General features: G+C 71.3%; 18 protein-coding genes. 11 read left to right on the plus strand and 7 right to left on the minus strand.

The annotated features are described in order from the left end of the window. Positions 1-42: 42 nt before the first annotated feature. Together ACPXBU_RS32755 and ACPXBU_RS32760 are read left to right on the plus strand one after the other, a co-directional pair. Entirely contained in the window at positions 43-822 is a 780-nt protein-coding gene (locus tag ACPXBU_RS32755) for an endonuclease/exonuclease/phosphatase family protein (RefSeq protein ID WP_393374781.1), read from the plus strand. Positions 823-829: 7 nt separating this feature from the next. Next, the gene (locus ACPXBU_RS32760) at positions 830-979 is read left to right on the plus strand and encodes a hypothetical protein (protein ID WP_425761142.1); all 150 of its coding nucleotides are present in this window, start codon (positions 830-832) and stop codon (positions 977-979) included. A gap of 9 nt (positions 980-988) precedes the next feature. On the opposite strand, the gene ACPXBU_RS32765 is transcribed toward ACPXBU_RS32760, so the two are convergent. After that, entirely contained in the window at positions 989-1,996 is a 1,008-nt protein-coding gene (locus ACPXBU_RS32765; RefSeq protein ID WP_425761143.1) for a tyrosine-type recombinase/integrase, read from the minus strand. Positions 1,997-2,055: 59 nt separating this feature from the next. Between ACPXBU_RS32765 and ACPXBU_RS32770 the strand changes: the two genes are divergently transcribed. Together ACPXBU_RS32770 and ACPXBU_RS32775 are read left to right on the plus strand one after the other, a co-directional pair. Continuing rightward, positions 2,056-2,607 (plus strand): AAA family ATPase, encoded by a 552-nt coding sequence (locus ACPXBU_RS32770; protein ID WP_425761144.1) that lies wholly within the window; start codon positions 2,056-2,058, stop codon positions 2,605-2,607. Then, the gene (locus tag ACPXBU_RS32775) at positions 2,604-3,350 is read left to right on the plus strand and encodes a hypothetical protein (protein WP_425761145.1); all 747 of its coding nucleotides are present in this window, start codon (positions 2,604-2,606) and stop codon (positions 3,348-3,350) included. Before ACPXBU_RS32770 ends, ACPXBU_RS32775 begins: the two co-directional genes overlap by 4 nt. A 99-nt stretch (positions 3,351-3,449) precedes the next feature. On the opposite strand, the gene ACPXBU_RS32780 is transcribed toward ACPXBU_RS32775, so the two are convergent. Beyond that, positions 3,450-4,484 (minus strand): hypothetical protein, encoded by a 1,035-nt coding sequence (locus ACPXBU_RS32780; protein ID WP_425761146.1) that lies wholly within the window; start codon positions 4,482-4,484, stop codon positions 3,450-3,452. Positions 4,485-4,680: 196 nt separating this feature from the next. On the opposite strand from ACPXBU_RS32780, the gene ACPXBU_RS32785 reads away from it, so the two are divergent. From ACPXBU_RS32785 to ACPXBU_RS32800, 4 genes are all read left to right on the plus strand, one after another. Continuing rightward, entirely contained in the window at positions 4,681-5,373 is a 693-nt protein-coding gene (locus ACPXBU_RS32785) for a hypothetical protein (protein ID WP_425761147.1), read from the plus strand. Between the two features lie 190 nt (positions 5,374-5,563). Then, the gene (gene zwf, locus ACPXBU_RS32790) at positions 5,564-6,943 is read left to right on the plus strand and encodes a glucose-6-phosphate dehydrogenase (protein WP_425761148.1); all 1,380 of its coding nucleotides are present in this window, start codon (positions 5,564-5,566) and stop codon (positions 6,941-6,943) included. 140 nt (positions 6,944-7,083) lie between these two features. After that, complete coding sequence (locus ACPXBU_RS32795) at positions 7,084-8,496, plus strand: OFA family MFS transporter (RefSeq protein WP_425761149.1); 1,413 nt, start codon at positions 7,084-7,086, stop codon at positions 8,494-8,496. Next, positions 8,493-8,618: an MFS transporter small subunit gene (locus ACPXBU_RS32800; protein ID WP_393374761.1), complete on the plus strand. Its 126-nt coding sequence runs from the start codon at positions 8,493-8,495 to the stop codon at positions 8,616-8,618. Before ACPXBU_RS32795 ends, ACPXBU_RS32800 begins: the two co-directional genes overlap by 4 nt. A gap of 29 nt (positions 8,619-8,647) precedes the next feature. On the opposite strand, the gene ACPXBU_RS32805 is transcribed toward ACPXBU_RS32800, so the two are convergent. Next, positions 8,648-9,376, minus strand: a complete 729-nt coding sequence (locus ACPXBU_RS32805; RefSeq protein WP_393374759.1) for an SDR family NAD(P)-dependent oxidoreductase — start codon at positions 9,374-9,376, stop codon at positions 8,648-8,650. Positions 9,377-9,541: 165 nt separating this feature from the next. Between ACPXBU_RS32805 and ACPXBU_RS32810 the strand changes: the two genes are divergently transcribed. After that, positions 9,542-10,003, plus strand: coding sequence for a peroxiredoxin (locus ACPXBU_RS32810; RefSeq protein ID WP_393374756.1), 462 nt, complete (start codon positions 9,542-9,544; stop codon positions 10,001-10,003). 84 nt (positions 10,004-10,087) lie between these two features. Then, positions 10,088-10,768, plus strand: coding sequence for a hypothetical protein (locus tag ACPXBU_RS32815; RefSeq protein ID WP_425761150.1), 681 nt, complete (start codon positions 10,088-10,090; stop codon positions 10,766-10,768). A 6-nt stretch (positions 10,769-10,774) separates the two neighbouring features. On the opposite strand, the gene ACPXBU_RS32820 is transcribed toward ACPXBU_RS32815, so the two are convergent. Then, on the minus strand, positions 10,775-11,227 hold the full coding sequence (locus ACPXBU_RS32820; protein WP_425761151.1) for a MarR family winged helix-turn-helix transcriptional regulator: 453 nt from the start codon (positions 11,225-11,227) through the stop codon (positions 10,775-10,777). Positions 11,228-11,324: 97 nt separating this feature from the next. Here ACPXBU_RS32820 and ACPXBU_RS32825 point away from each other — a divergent pair, with 97 nt between their 5' ends. After that, on the plus strand, positions 11,325-11,771 hold the full coding sequence (locus ACPXBU_RS32825; protein ID WP_425761152.1) for a MarR family winged helix-turn-helix transcriptional regulator: 447 nt from the start codon (positions 11,325-11,327) through the stop codon (positions 11,769-11,771). Positions 11,772-11,829: 58 nt separating this feature from the next. Here ACPXBU_RS32825 and ACPXBU_RS32830 read toward each other — a convergent pair whose 3' ends face one another. From ACPXBU_RS32830 to ACPXBU_RS32840, 3 genes are all read right to left on the minus strand, one after another. Then, a complete protein-coding gene (locus tag ACPXBU_RS32830) occupies positions 11,830-12,762 on the minus strand; it encodes a CU044_5270 family protein (RefSeq protein ID WP_425761153.1) in 933 nt (310 codons plus the stop codon). Further along, positions 12,759-13,343 (minus strand): RNA polymerase sigma factor, encoded by a 585-nt coding sequence (locus tag ACPXBU_RS32835; protein WP_425761154.1) that lies wholly within the window; start codon positions 13,341-13,343, stop codon positions 12,759-12,761. The genes ACPXBU_RS32830 and ACPXBU_RS32835 overlap by 4 nt, the downstream gene beginning before the upstream one ends. 64 nt (positions 13,344-13,407) lie before the next feature. Beyond that, positions 13,408-14,601, minus strand: coding sequence for a GNAT family N-acetyltransferase (locus ACPXBU_RS32840; protein WP_425761155.1), 1,194 nt, complete (start codon positions 14,599-14,601; stop codon positions 13,408-13,410). Positions 14,602-14,773: the final 172 nt, after the last annotated feature.

The raw sequence follows: 14,773 nt of genomic DNA on the forward strand, positions 1-14,773 counted from the left end.
TCAGCACCCGGCAACCATGCCACGGACACGTATGGTGCAGAAGTGCGCCTGGCCACCTTCAACCTGCTGCACGGACGATCCCTGACCGACGGGCTCGTCACCTCCAGCCGCCTCACCGCCGCCATCCGCGCCCTCGACGCCGACGTGCTCGCCCTACAGGAGGTCGACCGCGACCAACACCGCAGCGGCCAACTCGACCTCACCACCATCGCCGCCCACGCCCTCGACGCACCCCAACACCGCTTCGCCGCCGCCGTCGTCGGCACCCCCGGCGAACACTTCCGCCCACTACGCCACGAGGACGACGGACACGGCGAACCCTGCTACGGCATCGGCCTGATCAGCCGCCACCCCGTCCGCAGCTGGCACATCACCCGCCTCAAACCCGCCCCCGTACGCTCCCCGGTCTACGTGCCCGGCCCCCGCGGCGGGCTCATCCTGCTACACGACGAACCCCGCGTCGTCCTCGCCGCCGTCCTGGACACCCCCCACGGCCCCCTCACCGTCGCCGCGACCCACCTGTCCTTCGTACCCGGCTGGAACGCCCGCCAACTACGCCAGACCGTGCGCGCCCTGCGCGCCCTACCCGGCCCCCGCGTCCTGCTCGGCGACCTCAACCTGCCCGCCGGCGCCGCCCGGCTCATCTCCGGCTGGCACCCCCTGGGCCGCCGCCCCACCTACCCCTCCGGGCAGCCCCGCGTCCAACTCGACCACGTCCTCGCCGACCGGCACGCCCTCGACCAACTCCCACCGGTACGAGCCGTCAGCGCGCCGGCGTCCACCATCTCCGACCACCGCCCCCTCCTCGTCGACCTCGGCTGAACCCGCCATGCCGCCCCGCGTGCAACACGCCAACACCGCGCACCAGGGCGACACCACCGAACTCTTCGAGGACTACGCCCACCTGCTACCCGCCCAGCACGGCTGGCCGCAGATCGCCGACCACGCCCTCGACCGGGCGCTGCGCCACGCCCGCTGACCGACGCGCTCACCCCCGGTCCACCGCCACCAGCGACGCCAACACCCGGTTGGTGCGGTTGGCCCGCACCGCCTCGCGCTGCTGCCCGGCCGTCACCTCGATGTACGTCTGCGACGACGCCAACGACGCGTGCCCCAACAACCGCATGATCTCCGCGGCGCTCGCCCCGTCCTCCGCCAGCCGCGTCGCGAACGTGTGCCGCAGCGCGTGCAACCGCGCCCCCCGCGGCACCCGGTCCCCGATGCCAGCCCGCCGATAACACGACTCCACCAGATACTGCAGCCCACCACGACGCAGCGGCTCACCGTGGCGATCCACGAGCAACGCCGAGTCGGGGCGCACCGACCGCGCCCCGAAACGCCGCCGCCGACTGTCCAGATAGTCGGCCACCACCCGGTCCAGATCGGCCTCGATCGGCACCACCCGGGGCCGCCCACCCTTGCCCGACACCTCGACACGCCGCTCGCCCGGCCGACCCGCCAGCGAGCCGACCCGCAGCGCCAGCAACTCCGACAGGCGCAGCCCGGCGCACAACGCCACCGCCAGCACCGCCACGTCGCGCTCCGGCCACGGGTCGCGCTGCCGACCGTCGTCGCGGGCGACCGACGTGAGCAGCACCTCGGGAGTGTCCGTGCCGCGCAACGGTTTCGGCTGGGGGAGTAGCGCCCGGGGCCGGCCGACCGCCGGCATCGGGTTGCCCGCCAGCAGCCCCTCGGCCACCAGGAACGTGAAGAAACTGTTCCAGGTGGACCAGGCGCGGTGCACCGACGCGGGCGCACGGGGCGCGGCGAAGCGGGCGAACGCCGAGCGCATCACCCGGGGGGAGAGGTCGGTGATCGACAGCTCGGTCAGGGGGAGGGGAGTGGTGGTGGTGGCGTCCTCGGCGATGAGGTCGCCCACCGTGTGCAGGTCCCGCCGGTACGCCGCCAGGGTGTGGGGGGAGGGCTTGCGGGTGGCCCGAGCGGTCAGGAACTCCTCGATCAGCACCGAGAGCGATTCGTCCTGTTTGTCATGCATAAGGGATATTATGCAGCATTTTCGGGTTTCCGGGAAGGGGACCGGGAGAGGGGGAGAAGATGCCAGAACCCCGGCGGTACGTCCTCACCGGAGCGCCCGGCGCCGGCAAGACAACAATGATTCAGGCGCTCCACCGCAGGGGACACGTCACCGTCCGCGAGGCCGCCACCGACCTCATCGCCGAGAGACAGGCACAGGGGTACGCCGAACCGTGGCACGACAGCGACTTCGTCGACGCGGTCGCCGTGCTGCAACACCACCGGCAGGTCGGGGCCGACGCGCCTCGGCCGGTCCAGTTCTACGACCGGTCGCCGCTGTGCACCCTGGCGCTGGCCCGCCACCTAAGCAGACCGGTCGGCCCGGCACTGACCGCCGAGGTGGACCGGATCACGCGCGAGCACACCTACCAACGCCTGGTGTTCCTGATCAGCCCGCTGGGCTTCATCCGACGCACCGCAGCGCGCCAGATCAGCTACGCCGACGCGCTGACCTTCGCCCGCCTGCACCAGGAGGTGTACGAGGAGCACGGGTACCACCTGGTCGACGTGCCAGCCGGACCGGTGCGGAACCGCCTGGCCGTGATCGAGAAACACGTATCGTGCGCGACATGACGTCGCCCGTTGCCACCTGCCCGGAGTGTGGTCAACCCGGCACACCCACCGTGTACCGAGATCCGGACGATCCTCTGCGCTGGGTCTGTCCCGAGGGGCATCCGTGGCGGGCGACCGACCGAGCCGGGTGGTCTCCCTGGGCATCGCCCACCGTCGCGCCCCATCACACCACAACCCGGACCGGCCCCGCCCACGGCGACAAGGACGGGCGGCGCTGGCGGATCGGCACGGCCGGCGACGTCGCCTGGCTCGCCGGCCACACCACAACGGGCCTCTCGATCACCGCCGCCATCCCGCAGGTGTTCGAGGCGTACGGCACCTTCCACCCGCCCAACGGCGTCGGCCTCGACGCCCACGAACGCGCGGTGGTCGACGAGTTGGCCGCGTGCACCCCGGACCAGCCCTGGTGGTTGGGTTTTCTCGACACCGGCGCCCACGACGTGGTCTTCCCGCACGCCCCGAGGGTGTCCCTCTACTGGGACTGGCCGTACGTGCTGGTCGAGGCCGGGCCGGAGCAGGCCCGCACCTGGCGGACCGGTCACATGCGCGGTGACGGGGCGCTGCCCGACCTGTTCTTCCCGGCGGATCGCTCCTGGCTTGTCTCCGCCCTGTGGGACGACACCTGGGCCGACATCGGCGCCAGTGTCGCCGTGCTCACGGCCCTGCGGCGCAACCCGCTGGTCAACGCGCGTCTCGTCGAGCCGGACGAGGACGCGTGCCCGCCCGGCCTGACCCGGGACTGACAGCTGTCCGGCGACCGCGAGGGGACCGCCCAAACACGCCACTTTACATAATGTACATTATCGAATCAGGATTCAGGTCGCGGATTGAGGGGCAACCGGTCAGAACTCGTCGAGTGCGGTGTCGGCCCACCTGGCCCAGGCGTCACGCCAGCGCAAGTCGACGGCCTCGCGCTCGTTGATGGGCGCGCCCTGTCGAGGCATGAGGTGTTGCCGTTCGCGCCAGGCGCGTTGGGCCGGATGACTGGACACACCTTCACCCAGCCCGGTGCCGTACAGCAGGATTTCGTTGATGGCGCGGGCACGCAGCGTCGCATGCTCATCGAACCAGGTGGTGCCATCGGCGATGCTGGTGACGTGGGCGACGATGTCGCTCACCGCACGGTCGGCATCGGGTTCGTCCTGATCGGTGAGTTGCCTCTGTCGACGCACGGCGGCTTGCCAGAGCGTCGACCAGTACGGGGGCAGGTGCGGCGGTGCTCCCCCGTCGGCCATCCAGGCGATGTGGTCCCGACGGGTGCGCAGGGCGGCGTCGATGAGCGCCCGGTGTGGTTCGCGGGCCAGGTCGGGCGGCAGTGCGACCGGTTCCGTGGGCGGTGTCTCCGCCGTAGGTCGGCTACCCAGTGCGTCGAGCAGTGGGGTGAGGTCGGTGACCGAGCCGAGGTGCACGGTGGCGGGGTGCCAGTCGCGGGCCGTCACGGTGATCTCGACACCATCGCGTTCGCAGCGGGTCGCCCACCACCGATGGCCGGCTCGTACCGTACGGCCGGGAACTGGCTGGTCGTCGACCAGGACAGTCGTGTCGTTCTCGGTCCATTCGACGTCGGAGAACCGGTCTCCGGCGAGTCGCATGCCGTGTTCGAGGTGCGTGCGTAACGGGCCGGCGTTGACCGGGACGTCGGCCCAGCGGGCGGTGTCGACGGCCGCCCACGGTCCGGTGGTGGGGTCGCCGTGCACGATTCGGACGACGGTGATCGTGTCGTCGAAGGTTTCGGTGCCGGCGAAGCACTCGGTGGCCGGGCGGTCGGGGCCGGTGAGCGCGAAGACCGGTGTCGCGCTGTCCAGCAGTTCCCGGCGGACGCGTTCGGTCTGTTGCACGAAGCGTTCGTCCGGGCCGGGTGACGGGTCGTGTTTCATCCCGGCCTCCTCGTCGGTGCGGGCTGTGCCCTGCTGCCGTTCGTCATGGTGCCAGTGCGGTAGGGCAGCGGGCGAGGTCGGGCGAAGGTGCTGGCCGGGCGAGGTACGGCCCGATGCCCGAGTAGGAGCCGTCGTGCTTGGTGGATGAGTACGGCGACTCATCCGGCGTGTGCGGCCAGCCAGCATCCTCGTAACCATGACTTCTCGTCGCCTGGCCAGGCTGGCAACGGCTGCAACTCTGGTGCTCGCGCTGACGGCGTGTGTGTCAGACGCACCCACGCGGGAGGAAGCGAGCCGGGAGGCGTACTCGGCCGCGACCCGGCAGGCAAGCGCTTCGAGCCATGAGCGGATCAGCACCCTGCTCTCCGCCGTGACTCAGGCAGCGCCGCTCAGGTCGGTCGCGACGTCGAGACAGGACATCTGCCATGCCGGCGACACCAACACCCTGTGGCCACACGACGACTACCGCATCAGGTGCGATCTTAGCGAGACCAGGTACTTCGGGGCCGACGGCGACATTCTGGATGTGCTGCGCGAGGTTGACAAGCGTGCCAAGGCTGCCGGGCTGATGCCGACCGCCACCTCGGCCGTCGAGGAGATCGAGAGGTACCTTGCGGCGAACGGCAGGACCGATGATGGGCTACTGCTGCCCGAGCCGGGCCTGAGCTACCTCGTACCCGGGCACGACTCGACGGTTGGGGTCGGGTGGAGGCGAGACATCAGCACCTTGAGCAATCAGGGGGTCCCGCAACTCACCTGGCCGACCGTCTTCCTTGAGGCCAACTCCGTTGACTTTGACACGCTGCGGAGTGGCCTGCTGCGCAGGTCCGAGTATCTCGTCACCGTCTCCTCGGGTACCACGTACTACGAAGTTCCCTGGCCTTCCTGACGATGCGGGACCTACTCGTTCTGTCGGCGACTGCACGGCCATCGGGTCGCGATCAATGGGAACAAGTTGACGGGCTTGAGCGCCGTCGCTGTCGCCGACCTCACGTGCGCCCCTCGCCGGGGAATTCTCGCGGTGGGCCGGGCCGTTGTCCGTTCGGAAGATCAGGATCAGATCATCGAATGGAAGTGCCATGGACATGCGCTCAGACGCGGTAGTGCTGTTCGGCGTCACGGGGGACCTCGTCTCGAAGAAGCTGTTCCCGGCGCTGTACGAGCTGACCGGGCGCGACCGCCTCGACGTCCCGGTGATCGGGGTGGCCCGCTCCCCCTGGGATGATCAGCAACTGGTCACGACGGCCCGCAAGTCGGTCGCCGAGGCCAACGACGAGGTCGACGACGAGACCTTCGACCGGCTGGCGGACAACCTTTCGATGATCTCCGGGGACTACGCGGACCCGGCCACCTACCAGCGGCTGGCGGAGCGCCTGCGCGGCGCCGAGCGGCCGGTCTTCTATCTGGCGATCCCTCCGGCGGTGTTCGGCGCCGTCGTGGAGGGGCTCGCGGCGGCCGGTCTGGCCGATCGGGGTCGGGTCATCGTGGAGAAGCCGTTCGGGCGTGACCTGGAGTCCTCCCGGGAGCTGGATCGCACGCTGCGCGCGGCCTTCGACCCGCAGCGGGTGTTCCGCATCGACCACTACCTGGGCAAGGAGGCCGTCGAGGGGCTGTACGCCTTCCGGTTCGCCAACCGGCTCTTCGAGCCGCTGTGGAACAACGAGCACATCGACAACATTCAGGTCACTCTCGCCGAGGGTTTCGGCACCCAGGGCCGCGCCGGCTTCTACGACACGGTGGGCGCCATCCGGGACGTGTTGCAGAACCACATCCTGCAGGTCGTGGCGCTCATCGCGATGGAGGCGCCCGCCGCCGACGACACCGACGCGTTCAACGCCGCGGAGGTCGCGGTGCTGCGGCAGATCCGGCCACTGTCGCCGCGGTCCACCGTCCGGGGGCAGTATGCCGGCTACCGCGACGAGCCGGGCGTCGCGCCGGACTCGAACACCGAGACGTTCGTCGCCACCCGGTTGACTGTCGATTCCCCCCGATGGGCGGGCGTGCCCTTCTACCTGCGGACCGGTAAGTCCCTGCCGGGGACGGCGACCGAGGTCGTGGTCGAGTTCAAGCAGCCGCAGCGCTCTTTGATCCCCGCCGAGGGTGGGGCCGAGGCGCCCGCGAACCTGCTGCGGTTCCGGCTCGGCCGCGGTGACGGCATCACGATGTCGATCCAGGCGAAGAGCCCGGGTGCGGAGGTGACCAGCCGCCCGGTGGACCTCTCCGTCGACTTCGGCGCGGCTCTCGGCCGCCGGCAGGAGGCGTACGAGCGGTTGCTCGACGACGCGATGGATGGTCAGCACCTGCGCTTCGCGCGCGAGGAGACGATCGAGCAGGAGTGGCGCGTCGTCGAGCCGATCCTGGATCTGCCGGCCGCCGTGCAGTCGTACGAGAAGGGCACCTGGGGTCCGGCGGACGCCGACGCGTTGGCCGGCGGCTGGCACACTCCGGACCTGCGGTAGCTGCTGACCGCGGCGGCCTCGCTGACTGACCGCTCAGCTCAGCGGGGGGACCGTCCGGCGATGGTGAGGTTTGCCGCAGGCGTGTGGTGTGGGCACGTTGTGCGGGACGTCTCTCGTCCTCGTCGGAGAGGAAGCAGCGCATGCTTTCCGTACTCGATCGTCGGCACACCGTCGCGCCGCCGGGCTACAGCCGGTGGCTCATTCCCCCGGCGGCGTTGGCCATTCATCTCTGCATCGGTCAGGTCTATGCCACAAGCGTCTACAAGAACTCGCTGATCGCCCACTTCGACACCAGCCAGACCGCGATCGGGGTGATCTTCAGCATCGCGATCGTGATGTTGGGGTTGTCCGCCGCGGTCGCCGGGACCTGGGTGGAGGCGAACGGGCCGCGCAAGGCGATGTTCGTCTCGGCGTGTTTCTGGGCGGCGGGCTTCCTGGTGGGTTCGCTGGGTATCGCCACGAAGCAGTTGTGGTTGCTGTATGTGGGTTACGGGTTGCTCGGTGGTATCGGTCTGGGCATCGGTTACATCTCCCCCGTCTCCACGTTGATCAAGTGGTTTCCGGATCGGCCGGGTCTGGCGACCGGGTTGGCGATCATGGGGTTCGGTGGTGGGGCGATGGTCGCCTCTCCCCTGTCCCGGCAGCTGTTGTCGTTCTACGACCCCGGCTACGACCCGGCCAACGCGGGGTCGACGGCGTCGGGCAGCGCCCTGGTGTGGTTGTTCGTGACGCTCGGGCTGGGCTACTTCGTGATCATGATGTTCGGGGTGGCGAACGTGCGGGTGCCCGCGCAGGATTGGCGCCCGGCCGGCTTCGACCCTGCCAGTGTGGCGGCGAAACCGCTTGTCACCACGGCGAACGTGTCGGCGGCGAACGCGGTGAAGACGCGCTCGTTCTGGCTGCTGTGGGTGGTGTTGTTCTGCAACGTGACCGCGGGCATCGGCATCCTGGAGCAGGCCAGTCCGATGATCCAGGACTTCTTCCGGGACAACGGCACGTCGGCGGTGTCGGTGGCGGCGGCCGGCGGGTTCGTGGGGCTGCTGTCGCTGTTCAACATGGCGGGCCGGTTCGTGTGGTCGTCCACCTCGGACGTCATCGGCCGTAAGCCGATCTATCTGGTGTACCTGGGGGTCGGCATGGTGCTGTACGCGTTGCTGGCCCTGGTCGGGCAGACCGCGACGGCGTTGTTCGTGCTGTTGGCCTGCGTGATCCTGTCGTTCTACGGGGGCGGGTTCGCCACGGTGCCGGCGTACCTGCGGGACCTGTTCGGCACGTTCCAGGTCGGTGCGATCCATGGTCGGCTGCTGACCGCCTGGTCGGCGGCGGGGATCGCGGGTCCGCTGATCGTCAACGGGTTCCTCGACGCGCAGGGCGAGCCGGGTTCGTTGACGGCGGCGGCGTACCGGCCGGCGTTGTTCACGATGGTGGGCGTGCTGGCCGTGGGCTTCGTGGCGAACCTGTTGGTGCGGCCGGTGCCGCGGCGCTACCACGAACCGTCGTCGGAGCGCGGTGTGGATGAGGACACGATGGCGGAGAGGGGTGCCACGCGATGAGTGACGACAGTCGGTCCGGGCAGCGGGCCCGGTTGTGGATCTCCTGGTCGGTGGTGGCGGTGCTGCTCGGCTACGGGGTGGTGCAGACCGTCATCACGGCGGCGAAGCTGTTCACCCAGTGAGCCGGCTCCGGTGGTCTCTGACCGTGGGGTCAGAGGCCACCGGAGACCCGCAGGACCGTGCCGGTGGTGTACGAGGCGTCCGGGCTGAGCAGCCAGGCGATGGCGGCGGCGATCTCGTCGGGTTCGCCGGCGCGGCCCAGCGGGATGCGACCGGCGGCGGTGTCGGCGCGGTCGGGTACGCCGGAGTCGGCGTGGATGTCGGTGCGCACGATGCCGGGTGCGACGGCGTTGACGCGGATGCCCTTGGGGGCGAGTTCCTTGGCCAGGCCGACGGTGAGGGTGTCGGTGGCGGCCTTCACCGCGGCGTAGTGCACGTACTCCCCCGGGCTGCCGAGGGTCGCGGCGGCCGACGAGACGTTGACGATCGCGCCGCCGTCGGTGAGTCGGCGGGCGGCCTGCTGGGCGCAGAGGACGTAGCCGACGAGGTTGACGTCGACGACCCGGCGCAGGTCGTCGACGCGTAGGTCGGTGAAGGGGCCGATCGGGCTGGTGACGCCGGCGTTGTTGACCAGGCCGGTGAGGGGGCCGAGTTGGGTGGCGGCGTCGAACAGGTCGCCGACCTGGTCGGGGTCGGTGGTGTCGGCGCGTACCGCGATGGCCTGTGCGCCGGCGGCGCGCAGGTCGGTCAGGACGGCGGTGGCGGCGTCGTCGTCGCGGCGGTAGCACAGCGCGATGTGGTGACCGGCGTGGGCGAGGCGGCGGGCGGTGGCCGCGCCGATGCCCCGGCCGCCGCCGGTGATGACGGTGACGGGTGCCACGGTGCCTCCCGAGCTTCTCCACGGCTGCGTATCTGTCGGGCCGACGCTACCGTGACCGGCGCGGGCGGGTGGTGCGGGGTCGCGGCGGTGGTGGACGAGGTGGCGGCGCGCTGGGTGTGATCGCTTACGCTCACCGCGCGTTCGATCGGACAACGGAGGTGCGCGGTGGCGGGTGTGGGTGTCGGCGACGAGGTGCGGGATTTCGAGTTGCCGGATGAGACGGGCACGCCGCGGCGGCTGTCGGAGTTCCTGGCGAGCGGGCCGGTGGTGCTGTTCTTCTACCCGGCGGCGATGACCCGGGGGTGTACGGCGGAGAGCTGCCACTTCCGGGACCTGGCGGCGGAGTTCACGGCGCTGGGCGCGTCGCGGGTGGGCATCAGCCGGGACCCGGTGGCGAAGCAGGCCGAGTTCTCGAGGCTGCACGGCTTCGACTATCCGCTGCTGTCGGACGCCGACGGGACGGTGGCGCAGCAGTTCGGGGTCAAGCGGCGGGTGCCGTTGGGTCCGTTGAGCATGAAGCGGATGACGTTCGTGATCGGTGTCGACCGGCGGGTCGTCGAGGTGATCCACAGTGAGGTCAGCATGAACGACCACGCGGATCGGGCGTTGCGGGCGTTGGGCGGTTGAGCGGGGTGTGAGCCCCGTGCGGCGGGTGTCGCAGCCGGCTGGTATCAAGACAGCAATCAAACAGGTGTACGGAAGAGGGTTGTGATGGATGCCGGCCAGGGTTTGTCCACTAGCGAGGTGCAGAGCATCCGGGAGGCGTTGGCGGCCGGGCGTAAACCGCGGGTGGTGTTCACCGCGGCGGCGGGGCAGATCGCCGGTCAGGTCGGTCAGGTGATCGAGTTGACCGATCCGGAGGTGTCCGACGAGTTCGTGGTGGTGCGGTTCGGTCGCGACGAGTTGCCGTTCTCCCCCGCCGACCTGGCGGTGGCGCCCAAGGGTGCGACGCGTCGGGTGGTGGAGCCGAAACCGGAGCCGGAGGAGTCGCCGGTGGTGGCGGCGCCGGAGTTCGTGTTGGACACGCCGCGGGTGCCCGCGCAGCGACCGGAGGAGCCGAAGGTGGAGCAGGTGGAGAAGCCGCCGGCGCGGCGGGCGGTCAAGGCCGTCAAGCCGAAGGGGCCGGCGGGGCTGACGGTGACCCTGGCGTACGCCGACGGTGAGTGGACCGTCGCGGCGCAGCAGGGCAGTAAGGCGCTGGCGAAGCCGTACGTGGTGAAGCCGGCGGAGGCGTTGAAGATGGTGGCCCTTGTCGACGTGCCCGGGGTGCAGGAGGCGGTGGAGCAGATCCTGGGCACCGAGCGGGCCGAGGCGGAGCAGCAGGCGGAGAAGCTGCGCGCGGAGCTGGCCGAGATCGAGGCCCGGCTGGCGGAGTTGCGCGAGGCCCGCTGAGGCGGGTCAGGGCCGGTTGTGGTGCGCCAGCAGCCGGGTGAGCAGTCGCGTGAGCTGCTCTCGCTCGGTGGTGGACAGTGGGGCGAGCAGGTCGCGTTGGACGCGGTCGAGGGTCTCGCCCAGCCGGTGGGCTTCGGTGACGCCGGCGTCGGTGACGCTTATGACGTTGCGGCGGCGATCGGTCGGGTCGGGGGCGCGTACGACGAGCCCTCGGCCGGCCAGGTCGTTGATGGCCGCGACGACGTCGCTGCGGTCGATGCCGCAGCGGCGGCCGAGGTCGGCCTGGCTGGCCGGGCCGTCCTCGGTGAGCGCGGTGAGCAGCCGGTAGTGGTAGCCGCGTAGGTCGTGCGCGGCGAAGCCCTCGGTGAGCAGGCGGGTGGCGTGGCTGGCGGTCTGGTTGAGCAGCCAGGTCGGGGTGGTGCGCAGCCCGGCGGGTGACTGCGGGGCTGCGGTGTCCATGCGGTGCAGCCTACCAGTAATCGTTGGCGCGACCCACGATCGGGTGTTACGTTGGTGCGGCCAACGTTGGCTCGCCCAACGTTTCGAAGGAGGCGTCATGTCCACCATCCCCGCCCTCAACGGCCAGGTCATCGGCCAGGCCCACTACGCCACCCGGGCACTGCTCGAACGGGCCACCGAACCCCTCGGCGTCACGTTCCACCAGGTGCTCGCTCTCAACGTCCTCGCCCAGGGCCCGGTCGAGGCCGCACATCTCACGCACCGGGTCACCACCACCCTCAAGGTCGACGACTCGGCTGTGCACAAGGTGGTCGACCAGCTCGTCGACGCCGGCCTCGCGCAGGTCGACGGCGCGGCCGACGGGTCGCTGGTGTCGCTCACCGACACCGGTCGCGCCACCCAGCGCGGCGTCGCCGCCGCCGTCGCGGACCTCACCGCCCGGCTGTACGCGGACCTCCCCGCCGACGAGGCTGCCACGGCGGCACGGGTGCTCACGGTCGTCACCCACCGCGCGAACGCCGAGCTGGCGGCGATTCCGGCCTGACCAGGCCGTACACCGGGCGGCCGGCACCCGGAGGGCCCGGTGCCGGCCGCCCGGTCACCTACCGTTGCGGGCGCTGCCCGAGCTGCGCCACCACGGCTCGTTGCAGCACCGCGGTCGTGCCCAACACCGTCCCGGCCGGCCCGTCGGCGGTGTCCGCCACGAGATAGCTGCGCTCACCGAGGTAGTCGAACGTCTGCTCATCGAAGATCCACTCGTCGCGGCGGCTGCGCTCGGTGTGCGCGACGGCTATCCCCCGCCGCCCGGCCGCGTCGGTGACCCCGCGCACCACCTCGACCCCGGGCATCTTCGCCGCGGCCCGGTAGAGCGCGGCCCTCGTGCGCGGCGGCACCACCGACTCGCGCAGGATGTCGCCGATCGCGGTGAATGCCGCACCGTCGCGACTGCTGCCCCGACCCCGCTGCTCGCGTTCGGCGTACAGCTTCGCCAGCAGGGCGTCCGGGTCATCGGGCAGGTCGACACGCGCGGCGTTCGGCGTCACGTCGGTGAGCGTCTCGCGCTCGGGAATCACGCCGACGATCGGCGCGTCGAAGAACGGCTGCCGCAGCAGGCCGTCACCCCGCTCGTCGCGGGGGATCCAGATCTCCCGCTCGTGCACCGGTCGCAGCCGCGCCGGGCCCTCGCCGAGTTCGGCGAAGGCGCCCCGGCTCCTGATGTAGACGTAGCCGCCCGTGCCCGCCGGTGGCGCCGGCTTCGCGGCGGCGGCCACGGCCATCCGGTTGAGCAGCGGCGTCGCGCCGACACGTTCGCCCTGCGCGACCGGGACGACAACCGGCGCGCTGTCCGGCGCCCATGGCTGGGTGATCATCCCGGCCGTGACCGCGACGGCCAACGCCGCCGACACCGGCACGAGCACCCGTACCCGTCGGGGCCGCCGCGACGGCCGCCGGACCTCGGTCAGCAGATGATGCCGCAGTGCCTGTCGGCGCACCGCCGGCAGGGCCGCCACGGGCGGGGCGGAGGGCTCTGTCATCGGTACTCTCCCTGCTCGACGGGGATCATCGGGGTGCCGGCCAGCTCCTGCTGCGCCAGCGCGCGCAGTCGGACGCGGGCCCGCGACAACCGGGAGCGCACGGTCCCGACGGGTACGCCCAGCGCCTCGGCCGCCACCGCGTAGTCCAGGCGCCACCACACGCAGAGCAGGAACACCTCCCGGTCCGCGCGGCGCAGCGCCCGCAGCCCCGCCAGGGCGGCGGCCACCCGGTCGGCGTCGTGCATCCGGTCGACCACCTCGTCGGCGAAGTCGGCCACGGTGTCGCGTACCGGCAGCCGCCGCAACGCCTCCCGGTGCCGGCGCGCCGCCCGACGGCGATTGCGCAGCACATTCGTCGCGATGCCGAGCAGCCACGGGCGCAGGCTGTCCCCGTCCGGGCGCAGAGATTCGCGGATGCGCCACGCCTCGAGGAAGGTCAGCGACACCACGTCCTCGGCGTGCGCCGAATCGCCTCCGCTCCACAGCGCATGTCGATGAATCGCGTCGGCGTGCTCGTCGAAGAGCTCACCCAACGCCTCGGAGTCTCCGGCCCGGATCCGGGCCCGCATCTCGGCTGTCACACCTGTATCTGTCCGCTGCCGCCGCCGAGTTCCCCCTTCGCGGGCGGAAACTATCCGCCGCCGGTCAGAAGTAGTCGAGCAGCTGCGCCGGCCCCGCGGCGGCGAGCAGGTCGAGCGCGGCCGGGTCGACGGCCGGGCTGTGGTGCAGCAGCCCGGCCTGCGCGACCGCCCGGGCCGGTGCGGCCGCGGTGTAGAGCAGGGCGAAACCGCGGACGTCCAGCCGCAGGTCGGCCTCGCCGCTGACCCGGGTCAGCTCGGCGGCGCCGTCGGCGACGGCCAACCGCCAGGTGCCGGTGTTCCACTCGGCGAGCGGGTCGGTGAGGCCGAAGTCGACGACACCCCGGACGTGGACGGGCCACCCGCGCGCGCTCACCGCGCGGGCGACGTCGACAGGTCGGTGCATCCACAGGTCCCGCTCGTGGTCGCGGGCCGACTCCAGCGGCAGGACGGTGCTGACGGCGTCGCCGTCGAGCGGGCACAGCCGCAGCGTCGGCGCGACGCTTGCCCAACTGGCGAGCAGCCCGACGAGTTCCCGGGCGGCCTCGGCGGTGACGGCCAGGGCCTCGTCGACGGTGAGCACCGAGTCCGCGCCGTAGCCCCGGCCCCGCTGCCAGGTGGCGTAGCCGACCAGGTCGCCGTCGTCCTCGACGAGGGTGAGACCGTCGCCGGGCAGGCCCCGGTCGGCGGCGAAGAAGTCGAACAGCTCACCCCGGCGGGTCAGCATGCCGTTGCGGCACCGGGCGACCCGCTCGTAGAGGTCGGCGACGGCGGGCAGGTCGGCAGGTGTGCCGGCCCGCACGACCAGGTCCGGGGAGGGCCGGTGCCGGGGCAGCGCGGCGGTGGCCAGATCGACGGTACGCAGCACACCGGTGGCCTCCCACCCGCAGGCCCGGTACGGGGCGGCGACGGTCGGGTAGAGGGCGCTGACCGCCGCCCCGCGCTCGTGGGCGTCGCGCAGCAGGGCGGTGAGCAGGGCACGGCCCACGCCCCGACCCCGGGCCTCGGGGGCGACGGCCACCCCGGCGACGTCGGCGGCCGGCACCGCCCGGCCGGACCACCACTGATCGTGGTGCAGGTCGACGGCCTTGCCGACGAGCCGGCCACTGTCGTCGAACGCGCCGTAGCGGGTCATGCCGGGCACGACGACGGTGGTGCTGGCGTGTCGCTCCGCGGTGGAGCCGAACGCGATCCGTCCCAACTCCCAGGCGGCGTCGAGGTCGTCGGTGCTGAGTTCACGGACGTGCACGGGGTCGGGCATCGGCACACCCTAGCGGGAGAGACCCGCCCGACCCAACGCTCCGCGATCTTGCAGTTTCTGTCGCGGCGTAGGGGGCGTTTCCCCGCACAACGGCAACAGAAAGTGCAAGACGCTTCTATGTACGTGGTGATCGGTTCGGCTGGTTGCCGCTAGGTTCGGCGTCGATGATCGC

It is taken from the genome of Micromonospora sp. DT231 (genome assembly GCF_049847025.1).
Classification (GTDB): Bacteria; Actinomycetota; Actinomycetes; order Mycobacteriales; family Micromonosporaceae; genus Micromonospora.

Excerpts from the sequence above, each read along its gene's own strand:
- ACPXBU_RS32760 (WP_425761142.1), top strand. The coding sequence starts at position 830 with ATGCCGCCCCGCGTGCAACACGCCAACACCGCGCACCAGGGCGACACC.
- ACPXBU_RS32765 (WP_425761143.1), bottom strand. The coding sequence starts at position 1,996 with ATGCATGACAAACAGGACGAATCGCTCTCGGTGCTGATCGAGGAGTTC.
- ACPXBU_RS32770 (WP_425761144.1), top strand. The coding sequence starts at position 2,056 with ATGCCAGAACCCCGGCGGTACGTCCTCACCGGAGCGCCCGGCGCCGGC.
- ACPXBU_RS32775 (WP_425761145.1), top strand. The coding sequence starts at position 2,604 with ATGACGTCGCCCGTTGCCACCTGCCCGGAGTGTGGTCAACCCGGCACA.
- ACPXBU_RS32780 (WP_425761146.1), bottom strand. The coding sequence starts at position 4,484 with ATGAAACACGACCCGTCACCCGGCCCGGACGAACGCTTCGTGCAACAG.
- ACPXBU_RS32785 (WP_425761147.1), top strand. The coding sequence starts at position 4,681 with ATGACTTCTCGTCGCCTGGCCAGGCTGGCAACGGCTGCAACTCTGGTG.
- zwf (WP_425761148.1), top strand. The coding sequence starts at position 5,564 with ATGGACATGCGCTCAGACGCGGTAGTGCTGTTCGGCGTCACGGGGGAC.
- ACPXBU_RS32795 (WP_425761149.1), top strand. The coding sequence starts at position 7,084 with ATGCTTTCCGTACTCGATCGTCGGCACACCGTCGCGCCGCCGGGCTAC.
- ACPXBU_RS32800 (WP_393374761.1), top strand. The coding sequence starts at position 8,493 with ATGAGTGACGACAGTCGGTCCGGGCAGCGGGCCCGGTTGTGGATCTCC.
- ACPXBU_RS32815 (WP_425761150.1), top strand. The coding sequence starts at position 10,088 with ATGGATGCCGGCCAGGGTTTGTCCACTAGCGAGGTGCAGAGCATCCGG.
- ACPXBU_RS32820 (WP_425761151.1), bottom strand. The coding sequence starts at position 11,227 with ATGGACACCGCAGCCCCGCAGTCACCCGCCGGGCTGCGCACCACCCCG.
- ACPXBU_RS32825 (WP_425761152.1), top strand. The coding sequence starts at position 11,325 with ATGTCCACCATCCCCGCCCTCAACGGCCAGGTCATCGGCCAGGCCCAC.
- ACPXBU_RS32830 (WP_425761153.1), bottom strand. The coding sequence starts at position 12,762 with ATGACAGAGCCCTCCGCCCCGCCCGTGGCGGCCCTGCCGGCGGTGCGC.
- ACPXBU_RS32840 (WP_425761155.1), bottom strand. The coding sequence starts at position 14,601 with ATGCCCGACCCCGTGCACGTCCGTGAACTCAGCACCGACGACCTCGAC.